Annotated in this window: 12 protein-coding genes and 2 pseudogenes; 4 read left to right on the forward strand and 10 right to left on the reverse strand. The window is 56.4% G+C overall.

The genetic code is table 11. The features are described 5' to 3' along the window. Positions 1 to 24: 24 nt before the first annotated feature. From P9230_RS27870 to P9230_RS27910, 9 genes are all read right to left on the reverse strand, one after another. Entirely contained in the window at positions 25 to 927 is a 903-nt protein-coding gene (locus P9230_RS27870; RefSeq protein WP_210326668.1) for a CoA ester lyase, read from the reverse strand. A gap of 133 nt (positions 928 to 1,060) precedes the next feature. Further along, the gene (locus P9230_RS27875; protein WP_063169312.1) at positions 1,061 to 2,212 is read right to left on the reverse strand and encodes a CaiB/BaiF CoA-transferase family protein; all 1,152 of its coding nucleotides are present in this window, start codon (positions 2,210 to 2,212) and stop codon (positions 1,061 to 1,063) included. 11 nt (positions 2,213 to 2,223) lie between these two features. Next, the gene (locus tag P9230_RS27880; protein ID WP_063170371.1) at positions 2,224 to 3,477 is read right to left on the reverse strand and encodes a methylaspartate ammonia-lyase; all 1,254 of its coding nucleotides are present in this window, start codon (positions 3,475 to 3,477) and stop codon (positions 2,224 to 2,226) included. 453 nt (positions 3,478 to 3,930) lie between these two features. Next, on the reverse strand, positions 3,931 to 4,926 hold the full coding sequence (locus tag P9230_RS27885) for a succinylglutamate desuccinylase/aspartoacylase family protein (RefSeq protein WP_063169313.1): 996 nt from the start codon (positions 4,924 to 4,926) through the stop codon (positions 3,931 to 3,933). A gap of 319 nt (positions 4,927 to 5,245) precedes the next feature. After that, entirely contained in the window at positions 5,246 to 5,419 is a 174-nt protein-coding gene (locus P9230_RS27890; protein ID WP_164548525.1) for a hypothetical protein, read from the reverse strand. A gap of 93 nt (positions 5,420 to 5,512) precedes the next feature. Further along, complete coding sequence (locus tag P9230_RS27895; protein WP_063169314.1) at positions 5,513 to 7,291, reverse strand: ABC transporter permease subunit; 1,779 nt, start codon at positions 7,289 to 7,291, stop codon at positions 5,513 to 5,515. A gap of 20 nt (positions 7,292 to 7,311) precedes the next feature. Beyond that, on the reverse strand, positions 7,312 to 8,400 hold the full coding sequence (locus tag P9230_RS27900) for an ABC transporter ATP-binding protein (RefSeq protein ID WP_224570037.1): 1,089 nt from the start codon (positions 8,398 to 8,400) through the stop codon (positions 7,312 to 7,314). Positions 8,401 to 8,590: 190 nt separating this feature from the next. Then, positions 8,591 to 9,697, reverse strand: a complete 1,107-nt coding sequence (locus P9230_RS27905; protein ID WP_063169315.1) for an ABC transporter substrate-binding protein — start codon at positions 9,695 to 9,697, stop codon at positions 8,591 to 8,593. Between the two features lie 62 nt (positions 9,698 to 9,759). Continuing rightward, positions 9,760 to 10,923, reverse strand: coding sequence for a M20 aminoacylase family protein (locus P9230_RS27910; RefSeq protein ID WP_063169316.1), 1,164 nt, complete (start codon positions 10,921 to 10,923; stop codon positions 9,760 to 9,762). 443 nt (positions 10,924 to 11,366) lie between these two features. On the opposite strand from P9230_RS27910, the gene P9230_RS27915 reads away from it, so the two are divergent. Together P9230_RS27915 and P9230_RS27920 are read left to right on the forward strand one after the other, a co-directional pair. After that, positions 11,367 to 11,537: a hypothetical protein gene (locus tag P9230_RS27915; RefSeq protein ID WP_164548526.1), complete on the forward strand. Its 171-nt coding sequence runs from the start codon at positions 11,367 to 11,369 to the stop codon at positions 11,535 to 11,537. An 85-nt stretch (positions 11,538 to 11,622) separates the two neighbouring features. After that, positions 11,623 to 12,254: pseudogene (locus P9230_RS27920) on the forward strand (IS5 family transposase). Between the two features lie 2 nt (positions 12,255 to 12,256). Here the strand turns inward: P9230_RS27920 and P9230_RS27925 are convergent. Further along, positions 12,257 to 13,432 carry a Xaa-Pro peptidase family protein gene (locus tag P9230_RS27925; protein WP_063169317.1) on the reverse strand — a complete coding sequence of 392 codons (1,176 nt, stop codon included), beginning with the start codon at positions 13,430 to 13,432 and terminating at the stop codon, positions 12,257 to 12,259. Positions 13,433 to 13,690: 258 nt separating this feature from the next. Between P9230_RS27925 and P9230_RS27930 the strand changes: the two genes are divergently transcribed. Next, the gene (locus P9230_RS27930) at positions 13,691 to 13,846 is read left to right on the forward strand and encodes a hypothetical protein (protein WP_164548527.1); all 156 of its coding nucleotides are present in this window, start codon (positions 13,691 to 13,693) and stop codon (positions 13,844 to 13,846) included. A gap of 155 nt (positions 13,847 to 14,001) precedes the next feature. Beyond that, positions 14,002 to 15,458, forward strand: a pseudogene (locus P9230_RS27935) (MFS transporter). The last annotated feature ends 360 nt before the right edge of the window (positions 15,459 to 15,818 follow it).

The following is a 15,818-nucleotide window of genomic DNA, read 5'->3' on the forward strand; positions in this document are numbered from 1 at the left end:
GTTCAGCCGCTGATAACAGGCCAGTCAGTTGTTGCCCACAAGAATCAGGATCTCGTGGGCGCGCCGCACCACTGGCGGATCTATCATTTTGCCATTCAACGAGAATGCGGACAGTCCACGCGTGGCGGCATCATTTGCCGCCGCGACAACTTTATGGGCCCACTCGAGCTCCTGGGCGCTTGGCGAGAAAGCCTCATTGAATATGGCCACCTGTGTCGGATGGATCGCCAAAGCTCCGGCAAAGCCAAGCCGCCGCGCCCGCACCGCGGCCTCACGAAGTTTATGCGTGTCCGAGAACTCGCCGATGCTTCCTATGAAGCCCAGCGGGAGCAAGCCGGCCGCGCGGGCGGCAAACAGAACAGAAAGGTTCGGCGTCAAAAGAAGGTCGAATCCTGGGGCGCCGCCAACAGCGGCGCTGAAGTCTTCAGGGCCAAGCGCCATTGCGACCATCCTTGGATGCGCCGACGCAATGGCCGCAAGCCTTTGCAAGGCGCCCGGGGTCTCAATCTGGGCAAGGAACCGGATGCCTCCCTGCGGAAGATTTCTTTCACGTTCTAGTTCCGAAACCGCATTCGCGATCTCTATAACCCACTCTGCCGAATCCGTCTTCGGAAGAACCAGTGCGTCAACACCCGCCATCACGGCTGCATCGAGATCGGCCGCCAAGGCGCGCAGACCATGATTCACGCGGACCAAAACAGATGCGCCTTTCCGGCCCACCTCTGCCACGCATTCAGGAAGCTGCTGCCGTGACTCTCCTTTCCGATCCTGGGGCACGGAATCCTCCAGGTCGAGAATGACGCCATCTGCGCCCCGCTCATGGGCCGTCTCTACAAAGCGCGGAACGTGAACAGGAACGAAGAGCAGGGATCTCCAGCGCGGTACAGACATCGCGCCTTCAACGGCCGCAAAGGTGTCCTTGATCATGGAGACGCCTTTGCGGCCGATTTTAGCGCGGGCGCTGCCAGTGAGCTTTCTAGGCGGCCGGTGCGCTGAAATGATCCGAGGTACACAGGCATTTTGTAAACCGCGAGCAGTCTCACCTTACTGAAACGCGCGCTCACGCTGACGCGGCTCTTTCGCGCAAAAGCGCCCGCACCTCCTCGCGGACAGCCTCGGTATGAGAGCCAAGAGCCGGGACTGGGCGAAGCGAGGGGAGCTCCGAGTTGAAAATCGCCGCCGGCGCTATCGTCTCGACGGCTCCATCGGGTGTTCCAACCTGCACCCTGCGAATGTGTGGATGCTTTGAAACATCCACCACTTCGTTCAGTCGGCCATATGCCAGGCCGGCCGCCTCGAGCTCCTGCATCGCATCGTGGCAGGATAGTTCAAAAAACCGCTGTTCAATGATCTCATCAAGTTGCGCACGATGAGCGAGGCGCTCCATATTGTCAGCAAAACCAGGTGCGCGTGTGAGCCCGGACTGCTTCAGGAATTTCTCGCAGAAATTCACCCATTCGCGGTCATTCTGAACCGAAAAGATGACCTCTTTGCCGTCGGCACAGCGATAGGCACCATACGGCGCGAGCGACGGGTGTTTCACGCCTGCGCGTACCGTCTGGTAGCCGCTGTAATCATTTTGCAAAACCGGCACGTTCATCCAGTCGGCGACGGCATCAAACAGTGACACCTGGATGCTGGTCCCTTCGCCGGTGACCTCGCGGTGGTACAGTGCCTGAAGAATGGCGCTGTGCGCTGTCATGCCCGCCGAGATATCGCAAACCGAGACCCCTACACGCGCAGGCCCCTGTTGGTTGCCGGTGATAGCGCATAGACCTGTTTCGGCCTGGACGATCAGATCGTAGGCCTTCAAATGGGAATACGGCCCTGACTCCCCGAAACCAGAAATGTCGCAGGTGATCAGCCGCGGATATCGTCGACGCAGATCAGCGGACGCGAACCCCAGTTTTTCTATGCTGCCCGGCTTTAGATTCTGGATGAAGACATCAGCACTGGCAATGAGCGTGTCGAGGACGGCGCGATCCGCCTCCAACCTCAGGTCTAGACAGACCGACTCCTTACCCCGGTTGAGCCAGACGAAGTACGCGCTCTGCCCCCGCACCAGCTTGTCGTAGTTTCGGGCAAAGTCCCCTTCGGGCCTTTCGACCTTGATCACCCGGGCGCCTGCGTCAGCAAGGCGAGACGATGCGTAGGGAGCTGCAACGGCCTGTTCGACCGCCACAACCGTGATGTCCTTGAGACTGTTTAGCATCAGGGCGCTTCCTACGCGGCTTTCAGGTTTTGTGCCCGACGCCGATCAAGCATGGCGAGCAACCGATTTTGTTCGTTGCCTACAATGGAAAGACCTTCGTCGATGCCCATGCCAGGCTTCGCGAGCATCATGTCCGCCTGTGTTGCCACCGAAATGTGAACCGTCGCTCGCGCGGAGAGATCCGTCTCGCTGCAGCTGCCTCCCACATAGGCGTCCACGTTGTTCTCTTTGCACAGAAGCACCGCACGGGCGCTGTCGGCGATCGAGCCCACGTCCGGCGTCTTGATCTGCACGAGATGGGTCGCCTTAGCCTCCGCAAACAGACGCACATCCTCTAAGGTGTTGCAGCGTTCATCGACAACGATGCGCGCACGTGACGCGCGCGCATTCAGAATGCCGACGATCTGCCCGTAATTTTCGACCTGCGCCGGCGTAGACCCGAAGTCGGCTGGCGATTCGATATTCACCGTGAACTCCGGAACCGCGTCAGCAACCTTACTGATGAAGTCGGCGATGCGCTGGACGTCGAGCCCGATCTCCATACCGATCCAGCCGTACACATCGAAATGCAGCACCGGAGAATAGTCTGGTTGGCCGATTTGCTTGACGCGGTGCGCCACCCATTTGACGAAATCCAGAAAGGTTTCTCCCCCAACGCCGAATTTGCTACGCGAGTTGATGAGGCCATGCGGGATCACATCCACCCCCTTCAGGATCATTTTATCGACATTGATTTCGCGCGCATCACCGCTCTGGCAATAAATTGGGACACGACGATGCGGCATGGATAGGCAAAATTCCGAACAAACCACCTCCGCCATGGTACGACGCGCAGCATGGGCAGCAGCGCTTAAAAGGGCTTGGCTGACCCCATATTCGATGCATAGTGGGAGTCGTTTCCCAGTATGGAGATCGAAGACACTGGAGCAGGCTGTCAAAAAGCTGGACGCATCAATGTTTAAGAGCCGCGGGACAACAACACGTGACGTGAGATCCATGATGGCTCCGACGTCAAACAGGGGGTCACGCCCGCCAGCCCCTGAGTATTGCACTCCCATCATATCGCCCCAGGCGACCATATCGTCTTCCAGGACAAGCCCGACGCTTAAGCAAGCTGCCGGAACACGGATATCACGGAAGCCGGGCGTCAATGGCTCGCCGACGTAAACAAAACCGTCCTGGCCAACCCCTGCCCTAATGGCAGCTTGATCGTCATAAAAGAAGGCGCCGTTGCCGGGCGTGAGAATGACGTCTTTGATCTGCACTGAATTATACTCGAGTTTGGCCAAGCTATGAGCTGCGGCCGGATTTGCGCGCTCTGTCCTAAGTTATGCCCCGTTCGGAATCGGTTTTGCCAATATAAAGCCCCGAACGTGCCCATCTCGTTTTAAGATACGATAAAGTTGTTTTACGGGCGTCAGCGGGGACGGCACCGTCCGCCTCCCCTCTTGGTCGCGGTGCGCCGGATCGTCGCCCCTGCTTCCATAACAGAAGCTAGGCGATCAATCCGTCCGGCCAGCTCCCATCTCGGACCGCCACTTTCAACCATGGTTAGTATAAACCAAGCGATCAAGGATCAAGCAATCTTTTTGGCATGATTTTGGAAGACAGGATCAGCCGCTGATCGATCCGAGGAGCTGGCCTATAAGCTCCAGTCGAGGCCAGTGCCTTCATACCGGAGTTACTACAGCTGGCCAAGGCGCGGCTAATCTGTACCTCTAGTTATGCAGCGGCCGCGCAAGGATGGCTACCCCTTCATTGCGGTCGACATGCGCGCCCGATCCTATGGCTAGGACGATTGATGGCCCAGGCGCTCGGATGTCAATGGACGGAGCGGAAACAGAATCCATAGAGTGTAGGATACCTATAAGATCTCCCGACCTCACTTCATCCAACACAGAGCAGCGAGGTTCGAAGATACCCTGCGCGGGCGATTTCAACTCGTCTGATATCAGCGTCTCAAGGGTCTGACTGGACCTTTTGTTACGGAAAGACACGTCCTCGACTTTTCCTTCGACGAGTCCAAGCATAACGAGCGCGTTGCGAACTCCAGCTTCATAAATCGCTAGAGCTTCTGCGCTAACCGTACCACCGCCGAATTCCGCGCAAACGAATACCTTCCCTAGGCTATGTGCCCAACTGTCGAACATCCCAGCCGTGTCGTCATGTTGCCAGAGCAATGTTACGGGCAGCTTAAATGCCGCTGCCATTGCGAGCGTCTTAGCCATGAGATCCGCATCAGCAATTGGATGCGTGATGACCGCCGGGGGAAAATCCCACGTTGGGCCGAAGCTGTGCAGATCGAAAACGATGTCGGCATTTGGCAACAATACGCGTGAAACCGCATCCGCGATTCGTTCCGTAACAGACCCGTCGGCACGGCCCGGAAACACGCGGTTCAGATTCAAACCATCAAGCGGAGTATTGCGGCTCCATGCTTGAACTGCCAATGGATTAAGCACTGGCAGCACGATGATCCTACCACTGGTTTGCGCTTGTGGCAGCCACTCGATAAGCCGCCGCGCGACTAATGGCCCCTCCATTTCATTGCCATGATTCCCACCGGTGATAAGAAGGCGCGGTCCATCGCCCTTATTAAGACTAAAAACCGGAAGCGAGAACTCTTCATGGTCGGCGCCTCCCGGCACAACGAGGTGTCCTCTGCTCACGCCATGCGCATCGAGATCAAACGTAAGATGTGGTGCTTCGTTCATTGCTTAACCTATTGCGGGTGATCTGGCGACTTTGACCGGGCATATGGTCTTGTACACGGCTATTTTTTTCGCCTGGAACTATGCACACGCGGTCACCACTTCGCCAATATAATGTCCGAGACGGCACCATCGCGTTTTCAGATGACCAGGGCTCGCTCTGCTGACCTGTCCCTTGGTTCGTCACCTTGATCCCGGTGCACTAAGGGAGGAGGAAGGTCAAAGTCGCGGTGGGTAGCCGATTTCAGAAATCGCGCGATCAGCCGGTTGACGTTGGCTAGCTGTTCGTTGTTCAGACGGGCGAAGGATCTGTGCGATCCGGTCAGCGCCGTTGACCTCGAATTCCATCCTGGCGCGCAGCAAGAGGATCGGCAGGTCTGAGCTTGCTGGCGAGCAAGGCCGGCCGATCCCAGACATAGTCCGAATCCTTGATCCGCATGTGCCAGATGATAATTGCAAGAGCTTTACTGGTTTCCGTTTTGGACCAGGTGGCCATTTTATCCGCCCGTTGAAGCCCCGAACAGATGCTTGTCGCCAGTCCGTAGGAATAGGTCGGACGCATCATCAGGAAGTGGATCTGCCACGCCAGTTAGGCAGCGGCTTCCTGTAATGTTCGCTGCATGCTCGGTCGAGAACGCCACCAGACGGCATAGAGGACAAGCATCCAGATTAAAGGCAGAAGCATCAAAAGAGAAGCGACTGCAGCAATCGTCGGGTCGATTTGGTGGCGGATATTCTCCAGCATCTTCAAGGGCAACGTCCGCACCGACAGACCGCCGACCAAAGACGTTATGACCGCTTCATCGAATGACTGGAGGAATGCGAACATGGCGCCGCCGATCACTCCCGGCCTGATTAACGGCAGTGTTACGCGAAAAAACGTTTGCAGTGGTCCGGCACGCATACTCTTGGCCGCCTGCTCTAACGTCCGATCGAAGTTGGCCAACGTCGCAGAAACGATCACCACCACAATTCCAACAGCGCCGATACTGTGAGCGAGGGCGATACCACCCTTTGTGCCGATTAGACCAATCTGGATGAGACCCAGATAAGTCGCGATACCGACCACGATAACTGGAAAGGTGATAGGCGTGATTATGATCATTGTCAGCACGCCGCGAAGTCTTGCGCTTATTCGGCTCAATCCGAAAGCAGCAAGTGTTCCCAATAGAGTAGAAATAACAGCTACCTCGACACCAATCTCGACGCTGGTCCAAGCTGCTCCGCTCCAAGATGCATCGCCGAAAAACGAGCGATACCATTGAAGCGACAGGCCCGAAGGCGGAAATTGCAAAAATGCCCCGGAACTGAACGACATGATGACAACGATTATCCCTGGGAATAAAAGAAAGGCCATCACCAAAACGATAAAAACGATCGCGACGACTTTAGGCCATCGCCTTTCCGCCCCAGGCACGTAGCGCCGTCCCGTCCACCGTTTGACACGATAGGGACGCAGAATTTCGCTGAAGTTTCGTTTGATAACAAGAACAATGGGTAGTCGGGACATCGAGCCCTTCGGAGCTCGAGTTTGGCTTTGCTCTTGTTTGCCGGAGAGGTCAAGCCCGACCATGGAAAGCACCACAATGGCAAACCCGAGAAGGATGAAGGACGCAGCGGCAATGCGCGGAATATCGAACGAGCTATTCACCTCGGCCGCAATGAAGGTTGAAAGCATGGCATCGCGCAATCCCCCAAGTGCCGCCGGCGTGATATAGAATCCTAGGCAGAACACAAAAACTAGGAGCGAGCCACTCCGTGCGCCTGGAATGCTAAGGGGGAGAAATACACGCCTGAAAGCGGTGAAAGGTCCCGCTCCCATACTGCGTGCAGCAGCCATCAAGGACCGATCGATCCCCATCATCGCACTAACCAAGGGAAGTATCATCATCGGCAGCATGATGTGGACCATGCCAATATAGACCGCGGTTCGGTTATAGATGAGTTGCAGAGGTCGATCGATCAATCCGACGTCCAGCAAGATGTTGTTGATGACCCCGCGATCCCCAAGAATAACAATCCATGCGTAGGTACGCGCCAGCCCACTGGTCAAATAGGGGATGATCACGAGAGCGATGAGCGTCATGCGCAGAGTCTTGGATGCCGTGACGATCAGATACGCGGTTGGATAGCCTACGATTAAGCAGATGGCAGTTGCGACCAGACTTATTTCTATCGTTTGAAAGAGCACCCGCACATTAGCTGGCTGGGCGAAAAACGCTCCGTAGTATTGGAACGAGAAATCGGGGGCATTGACACTGCTTAGGAAAAGCAAGGTTATAGGGGCACCGAAAACCACAAGCAAAAGCGCGAACGCGGGCGCGGTTAACCCAAGTGGCACCTTGGCCATTCTGCGCAAAAGCTTCATGGATATCCCTTATCAATCGCTTATGGCGAAACGAAGCGAATGTCTGACCGCAGCCACGTGAGGCAAACCTCCTCGCCTGGCTGGAAAACAGGTTGGTCTGCCGCGACATGTTCCCGGACGATGAGAACATTGTTGCCAACGCGAACATGGTATTTTCGCAGAGGGCCGGCAAAAATCATATCGTCGACCGCACCGGCAACATATTGCCGCTGGTCCGTTTGAGCCCACTCCGCAGTCTTCGGAAGTACACTGATGCGCTCTGGCCTTATCATCGCAACGGTGCCGATTTGCGGCGCGTTGCCCCCTCTGGCCAGCAACAAGGCATCCTCGAGAATGTTCGCCTCACCCAGAAATTTAGCGACAAAGCACGATGATGGCCGATCATAGAGGGCCTCTGGTGTATCGATTTGCTCGACACGTCCTGCGCGCATTACAACAATCCGGTCTGACAGAGTAAGCGCCTCCTCCTGGTCATGCGTAACGCACACCGTCGTGATACCGAACTCCTTGTGCAAGCTCTTCATCTCGATCTGCATCTGCTCACGCAGGTTACGGTCGAGTGCGCCAAGCGGTTCATCAAGTAATAGGAAGGGTGGATCGGCAATCAGCGCGCGGGCTAGCGCCACGCGCTGCTGCTGACCGCCACTCAATTGGGATGGCATGCGACCGCCGAATTCCCCTAGATGCACGCGCTCAAGCATACGGGCTACCCGAACCTTCCTCTGATCGGGAGCCATGCCCCGCATTTCGAGAGGGAATTCCAGGTTTCGAGCCACTGTGAGATGCGGGAACAGCGCATAGCTCTGGAACACAATTCCTTGATCGCGCCGGTAGGACGGGACCGAAGCCACTGAATGGCCGGCGATCATAATATCACCCGAACTCGGGGCCTCAAAGCCGGCCAAGAGCATCAGGGTAGTGGTCTTACCCGAGCCGCTCGGGCCGAGAATCGTCAAGAACTCGCCGCGACGCACGGTCAGCGACAGATCCCTGACCGCCGGAACACTCCCGTACATCTTGGTAACACTGCTGAACTGAATTTGTGGCACCGATTGGTTCACATCTGCAGCGTCAACTTCCGAACGGGGGGCGGTATTCATTGCGTGCATGTTCACTGTGGCTCCTCCACCATCGCTGGCGTGCATTAGCAGGCATTTGCCGTACCTTCTGCCGTCGTACCCGATGCCGTGAGCGGAGAGGCTAGTGGGCTACCCCGCTCCCCGTCACATTTTCAGCATCAGTTTCGACTTTAGCCCGGTATGGAGTTACCCCGACCGGACTTTCGCACTTCAACCAACCCTACTGCAGGATCCACTCATTCCACCGCTGGATAAGCATCTCAGTGTTGGAAACACCGCTGGGGCCTACCTCATTGTACCATTTGCCGTTGATGGAAACGCTGCTCTTGATGTAATCTGGGTGGGTAGGGAGCTTGCGCGCAACTTTCTCGGGAAGAAGTTTGAACGCATTGCCGTTGCTTGGTCCCTCAGGAAACAATTGGCAAAATGCTGCCTGACGTTCCGCGCGAGTGGCGAATTCGATAAACTTCTGCGCAGCCTTCGCGTTGGGTGAACCCTTTGGAATGACCCAATAATCCCACTGCAGCTTCGCCTGGTTTCGATTGATCTCCGTCGCGGCGCCCTGATCGATCAACAGTAGAGCTCTTCCGTCATACGATTGAGCGATGTCAACGACCTTATCATGCAACATCTGTTGAATCTCTGATCCGCTGCTCCACCACTTACGGATGTGCGGCTTTATTTTGTCCAAACTGGCAAACACCCGGTCGATATCCATCGGGTAGAGCTTATCGGGAGATACACCGTCCGCTAACAGGGCCTCTTCCCAGGGTCCTTCTGAACCAAACTGGCCGGACACCAAGGTGCGAACGCCGGGAAACTTATCAGCATCCCAGAATTCAGCCCAGTTTGTCGGCCGGGGTTTATCAGCTGGGAATACGTCTGTGCTATATACCATATTATATGAGTAAATCAAATTTGCCACGCCAAACGGTTGCTTGGCAAATTCATAAATTCCGTCTAGCTCTTCTTTCCTGAACAAGGAGTAATCAATTTCTTCAAGAATTCCTTTCTTAGCTGCGACCAAGCCGGACCCTTGCGTAAGCGCCCCGACATCTACCGTGACATTGCCCGATTTTACCATCAACTCGACCTGTCCCATACCCATGTCGTCGGTGATTGGGTTGACCTTGATACCGGTCTCAGCTTCAAATGGCTTAGCGTAAGCCTCAATGTTAGCCTTTCCCCAATCGCCGCCGCCTAGCACTACGTTGATCTGGTTGGGTGTTTGGGCCGCAACGCGGCCCGCAATTGAAGACAGAGCGCCAGCCGCCATGGCGGTCGATGTCGCCTGCAGCAATCGTCGGCGATTTATTTCGTATTTCATGTCGTTACCCTCTTCTTGTGATCTCAGCCTTGATTAGCCAAGGTTGTTTTGCTTGGACAATGTCATGGTGCTAGAGCAGCCTCGGCCAAGTTGACCCAGTATCCAATGCCGTATGGCAGTGCTTCATCGTTAAAGTCGTAGGTTGGATTATGGAGAGCAGCAGTCGATCCATTTCCAAGCAGTATACATGCCCCCGGCCGCGCCTCTAGCATGTACGCGAAGTCCTCTGACCCCAAACTAGGTTTGACTTTGGGGTTCACCGATGAATGGCCGACCAGAGCACGCGCCACCTCTGTTGCCCGACGCGTTTGATCGGGATGATTGACAGTGAGGGGCTCCAGGCGGCGATGCTGAAACTCGACCTTCGCCCCGGAAGCGCGTGCAATATTTTCCGCGCACGCCTCAATCTGTTTTTCAGCGAAGTCGCGCAAAATCGGTGACAGTGTCCTGACTGTTCCGGCAATCTCCGCGCGTTCGGGAATGATGTTGTAAGCTTGTCCGGCGTTCAGCTTTGTGACGGAGATCACCAGGGACTCGGTGGGGTCCGTGTTGCGTGAGACTAGTGTCTGCAAGCCTAAAATGATCTGAGCTGCAACAACGACGGGGTCAATTGTCAGATGGGGAGCGGCCGCGTGACCCCCTCTGCCTTTGACCACAATATCGAACTCGTCGAGCGCGGCAAAAATCGAACCTTCGCAAATGCCGAACGCACCAACCTCCATGCCTGGCCAATTGTGCATGCCAAAGACCTGAGATATCCCGAAACGGTCCATGATCCCCTCCTGGACCATTCTTTGGCCGCCGCGGCCATCTTCCTCGGCAGGTTGGAAGATCAGGGCAACGGACCCTTTGAAGTTCCGGGTCGCGGCGAGGTATTTCGCGGCGCCAAGGAGCATTGCAGTATGCCCGTCGTGACCACACGCGTGCATCTGTCCGGACCTTTTCGACGTCCAAGGTTTGCCTGAAGCTTCGAGTATAGGCAGAGCGTCCATGTCGGCCCGCAACCCGATAGTGGGCCCATCTCCGAGTTGACCTTGGATCAACGCAACCACGCCGGTTTCAGCTATCCTGCACTCGATGTGGTTAATCCCGAAGGAAGCCAGCTTTTCCGCCACAAATGCCGCTGTGTCATTCACCCGATAGTCAAGCTCCGGATTCTCGTGCAGGTACCGGCGCCAAGTCATCGCTTCGATCTCGATCTCCTTGAACCTGTCAACGCCAACCATAGGCACGTTCCCGCATTTGAGTAATTTGGATCAGGCGCCGGTGCGTAATTAATGATCGATGCCACCGGTGTTTTCGTCAAATGCAGTTTGGATATCGTAACCATCTAGAACCGAGATAGCCCCGCGTTCAGGCCTCGGTGTTGGCGCCGGCGACTGCGACCCGATAACAAGCCGTTTGCCCTCAAATGGATAAGCTTCGGCCTTAGAGGACCAGCTGCGAAGTGCTGGCAATCATAAACTCTGGCTCTGCTGGCAACGGCCAATGGCAAAGGTCTGAGTAGGAAGAGCTGTCACCATCGCGACACTCCTCCCCCTCCCACGACCTACTTTCCAGGACTGCATGCGCTTTGCCACTCAATCCGCAAACCGCAGACCCTAGGCGGCGTGGACAAATTCGATGTTAGCAGGGTCGCTTTCCTGCGATCGGGTTGTTAGCATTGGGAATGACACTGGAAGAAGAGAGCGAACGAGCTACGTCGATGCTGATTGGCAAGGTTGTTCGCCGTGTCATGCGCCACCGCGATGGAGAGGTGGTGATCGAGTTTGAGGATGGCAGCCGATTTTTCGCGGATAGCGACAGCCCTCTCGAACTGTCCATCACCTTGGCGGAATAGTATATCCGCCTTACGGAATTTCGGACGTCGATGCGATTGACGTAGCCCAAGAGGATTGATTCAAGGCTGCTTTTTGGAGGCAGGTTTGAGCAGGGGCGATCTCACCGAAGCAGAATGGCGTGTTCTCAAGGGCTTGCTGCCCATCGACCCTGACAAACGCGGCCGAGGTAGACCTCCCAAGCAGAATCGTTCGATCATCAACGGCATTCTCTGGCGGCTCCGCTGCGGCGCTCCATGGCGGGATGTCCCGCCCAAATACGGCAGTTGGAACACCATCTATCGTCGGTTCCGACGCTGGAGCGAGGCCGGGGTCTGGGAGACCGTGGCGGTAATGCTCGCCGAGGTCATGGCGGACAGCGGCCACTACAGCATCGACAGCACCACAGTTCGCGCCCATGTCTCGGCAGCGGGCGGAAAAGGGGGACTCGTGCACCGGACGCCTTCCTTGCGGACAAGGGCTACGATGCCGATACCATTCGCGCCGATCTCGCCGAGCGGAAGATTAAACCCGTCATACCCGGCCGATCAAACCGCCGCGTGAAGATCGAGTATGACCGGGCGCTCTACAAGCAGCGGAACCGAATCGAGCGCATGTTCGGCCACCTCAAAATCAACCGGGCCATTGCCACCCGCTACGATCAATTGGCCAATAGCTTCCTCGGAATGGTCTACCTAGCCACCGCCAGATACTGGCTCAAATTTGTCCACGCCGCCTAGCATCACGCCCGATAAAGTGTTGGCGGGATTTCGCTCAGGAGTTCCGCGCCGCGCTCTGTCACGAGCACGTGTGCGCCGGCACCAAATAGGTAGCCACTTTCGCTGCACAAAATGTTTGGCATGTGCAGGGTCATGCCAGCTCGGAGTGGTTCATTTACATCGGGCTCCAGGCTTAGGTCGCCGCGCTCAGTCCAATTGATGCCAGTTTGGTATCCTGTTCGTTGGCGGAAGACGCCCTTGCGTCCAGATCGCTTCAACACCTCGCCCCCAGCAGCGTGAACGTCCGCCGGCGTAGCACCTGGTCGAATCGAGGAGACAAGGGCCGCAATGACCTCTTCAGCCAAGCCGTGCAAAGATTCGGTTTCGGGATGTTTGCCAAGGACTGCGCATCGAACCATTCCCACTGTATACCCGTGTTTCGAAGCCCCTATCTCCAGAAAGGCAGGTTCGTTGTTGCTGAGAGGATGATGGGTCGCTGGCGCATGGGGCAACTTCACTCGCTCTCCAAACAAAATGGTACCCGGCGCAAGCCCGATATCCCCAGCGGCGTTGCTGGGGTCGTTTGTTACCGCCGCAGCTAGGGCCGCTGCCATTTCGATCTCCGTAATGCCGGGACGAAGCGATTGCTGAAAGGTTCGAATTGCCACGTCAGTGAGTCGAACAGCATCGCGCATACACGCCAACTCAAGTTCTCCTTTCACTGCTGACACTGACGAGACCAGTCGGGTGACGTCAGTAATCTTCAGATCCGGGAGCTGGTCTTGGACTGCGCGCACGTCGGCGGGCGCGAGATTCCAGCAGCCAAGCTCGAAACCGACTCGCTTATTGTCCAGTCCGAGTCGACGCAATACATCGGCGCAGACCCTGCCAAAATCAGGCTGATGTGTATAGGTTTCAATTTCCTCGATGCAGCTATATGAACGTACTGCCTGCTCGTCATATTCTCGGACAACAAATATCGGGACCCGACCCGGCATCAGAATAAGAGGGAAAGGCGCGAAATATCCACCGCTCCCATCGTAGCCGCTGAGATACTTCAAGTGGCCGTGCGCCGTTACTACGATTGCGTCCAAGCCTGCCGTAGCAACCGCATCCAGCACATTGTTTTGCCGGCGCTCATACTCTGATATCGGAAACGGTACACCAGTCAGAGGAATTGCGGAGCGTGTCGTCGCCATATCTCACCTCAATCAGTGTGTCGTGGTTTGGTTGCGCAAAACGCGCGATCGCGTCCATGTTCGAAATTGAACAAAAGCTTCGCCGGCTCATGCGGGGTGACAATCCCCTTTCCTGGCGGCTAGCGTCAAATGCTGTTTTTATATCGGCTGCATCTCGCAGCGAGATGCGCATAGTGCCTTCATCGGCCGCTCAATGCAGGCAACGCTGGTCTCCGACAGCTTTGTTCTCGCCAGAGGATCGCCGACAAAGGCGCCGAGTTGCTCGGCAAGCTCGTCAGCCTCGGCCAGAAGAACCATGCTGACGACCTTGAGCTTGGCAGCGAGTCGGCGCGCCTTCGCATTCTTGCCGGCGAAGCCGCCGACGCCGGGGGAACTGTGCCGGCGCCACGCAACAGCATGTTTGCACTGATGTAAGGCCGCTGCGACACCAGCGACGGCTCTCCGCCGCCACCTCCGCATCTCGCTACCAGATGACACTAATACAAAGACTGCATTTGGCGCATCCGACGTGTAAGAGGATCGTGTCGCGCGAAGTGGTTAAGCTTGGCGGAACCGAATCGGTCGGAGCAATGAGCAAAGCGGCGGGCGCAGATGCGGATGTAGTTTCGCCGAAGACGTTTGCGCCGCTCAGGAATACGACATTTCGCTCAATCTGGTTTAGCCTCTCAAGTCTCTTCCCTTGGCTGGCTGATGCAGACCGTTGCTATCAGCTGGCTAATGGCAACGGTTCCGACCTCCGATCTGATGGTTGCGCTCGAGCAGGCTTCGTCTAACCTGCCCGCTTTCATTTTGTCCATTTTCGCTAGGGGTTCTCGCCGACAACTTCAGCCGTCGAAGAGTCATGTTCGCCGGCCGATGCCTAATGGTAATAGCATCCGCGATGCTACGGCTTCAGTGGTGCTGGGCTTTATCGCCCCGTGGATGATCTTCGGCTTCAGCTTCTTGATCGCAAGTGGTGCCGCGCTCAACGATACCGCCTGGCAGGCTTCTGTTGGCGATATTGTGGACCGACGCGAAGTTCCCGCTGCCGTCACCCTCCTCTCCATTGGCTTCAACACTGCACGGACCGTGGGACCGGCGCTCGCGGCATCATGATTGCGTCGTTCGGACTTATGACGGCTTTCGCTATGTTTACACTCACCTATATGATCCCTTTGGTCACCATATGGCGATGCAAATGGAAGGTTCGCTCCTCACTTCTCCCACGTGAGTCAATGAGGACGGCCATCTATGACAGGCTGCGCTTCACAGCGATGTCATCGGAAATCAAGACGGCGATCGCCCGCGGAACCTTCTTTGGCCTGTCGGGCATCGCCATACTCGCACTGCTGCCATTGGTTGTCCGCGATCAGCTGGGCGAAGGACCGCTCGCCTATGGCACCATCATCGCCGGCTTCGGCACAGGCGCCGTCATGGCTGGCGTCGCCAACAGCCTATTAAGACGGAGCTTGTCAGAAGAGCAACTAATGACGCTGGCATGCGTCGCCTGTGCGGCGTGCTCCCTTTTTCTGGCACTGCCTCTTCCATTGCGAGCGGCGTCCTGTTTCCCCTTCGCGAGGGTCGCGAGGCCGAGCCCGACCCTTTGGAGGAATTCGACGCGCCGGCAGTCGCCCTCAGTCTCAAGCCGAGAAGCGGCCCCATCGTGGTCAAAGTCGAGTACCTCATACTCGTGGAAAATCTAGAAGAATTCCTCGCCATGCGCGGGTGCCGGCATGTACAGAGTCGCGTTGGTGCTCGGCACTGGACTCTCCAGCGCAACCTTCAGGAGCCTGTGCTATGGACGGAGACATTCCGTACGCCGACCTGGACCGACTACCTTCGCCTGAATCATCGCCTTACCGAGGCCGACAAGGAACTGGACGAGAGAATCATCCTCCTCCACAAAGGAAAGCATTCTCCACGAATAACATTGTCAATCGAGCGCCCCACGAGTGCTCCACGCAAGCCTGAGTCATCAACGCCTTTTTTCCCCCGCCATTCAACGAAACGGCCAGCGTGCCACCGCAGGCTGAATGAAGATACATAAGAAGGCACGTCAACTGCTAACCACATCGGGCGGGCAACAAGCATCGCCGCCTTCGGGTATATGACAGACAGAATGTAGCGGACTTGAAAAATGAAAGGCGCTCACCCACCGCCAACATTTCTCGGCTGGTTCCCGGCATTCAAGGTCCTGCGGCTATACGCGAAGGCGGCAAGCCGCGTTGAAGTCGTCGATATTCAGTCGCATCGAAGGACAATGACGTGTTGCCCTGATGCCACTCTCTGCGAGGTTAGCTTGTTTCTCGGATGAGGAGACAGACAATGGTCTGCCCCCTGAAAGGTCCTCCCTGAGGTATGTGTCCATTCTTGAACTCGGCTCGACAATGATAGCGAACCCTGTTGA

It is taken from the genome of Mesorhizobium sp. WSM4887 (assembly GCF_029625865.1).
GTDB lineage: Bacteria > Pseudomonadota > Alphaproteobacteria > Rhizobiales > Rhizobiaceae > Mesorhizobium.

Excerpts from the sequence above, each read along its gene's own strand:
- P9230_RS27870 (WP_210326668.1), bottom strand. The coding sequence starts at position 927 with ATGATCAAGGACACCTTTGCGGCCGTTGAAGGCGCGATGTCTGTACCG.
- P9230_RS27875 (WP_063169312.1), bottom strand. The coding sequence starts at position 2,212 with ATGCTAAACAGTCTCAAGGACATCACGGTTGTGGCGGTCGAACAGGCC.
- P9230_RS27885 (WP_063169313.1), bottom strand. The coding sequence starts at position 4,926 with ATGAACGAAGCACCACATCTTACGTTTGATCTCGATGCGCATGGCGTG.
- P9230_RS27890 (WP_164548525.1), bottom strand. The coding sequence starts at position 5,419 with ATGGCCACCTGGTCCAAAACGGAAACCAGTAAAGCTCTTGCAATTATC.
- P9230_RS27895 (WP_063169314.1), bottom strand. The coding sequence starts at position 7,291 with ATGAAGCTTTTGCGCAGAATGGCCAAGGTGCCACTTGGGTTAACCGCG.
- P9230_RS27900 (WP_224570037.1), bottom strand. The coding sequence starts at position 8,400 with ATGCACGCAATGAATACCGCCCCCCGTTCGGAAGTTGACGCTGCAGAT.
- P9230_RS27905 (WP_063169315.1), bottom strand. The coding sequence starts at position 9,697 with ATGAAATACGAAATAAATCGCCGACGATTGCTGCAGGCGACATCGACC.
- P9230_RS27910 (WP_063169316.1), bottom strand. The coding sequence starts at position 10,923 with ATGGTTGGCGTTGACAGGTTCAAGGAGATCGAGATCGAAGCGATGACT.
- P9230_RS27915 (WP_164548526.1), top strand. The coding sequence starts at position 11,367 with ATGACACTGGAAGAAGAGAGCGAACGAGCTACGTCGATGCTGATTGGC.
- P9230_RS27925 (WP_063169317.1), bottom strand. The coding sequence starts at position 13,432 with ATGGCGACGACACGCTCCGCAATTCCTCTGACTGGTGTACCGTTTCCG.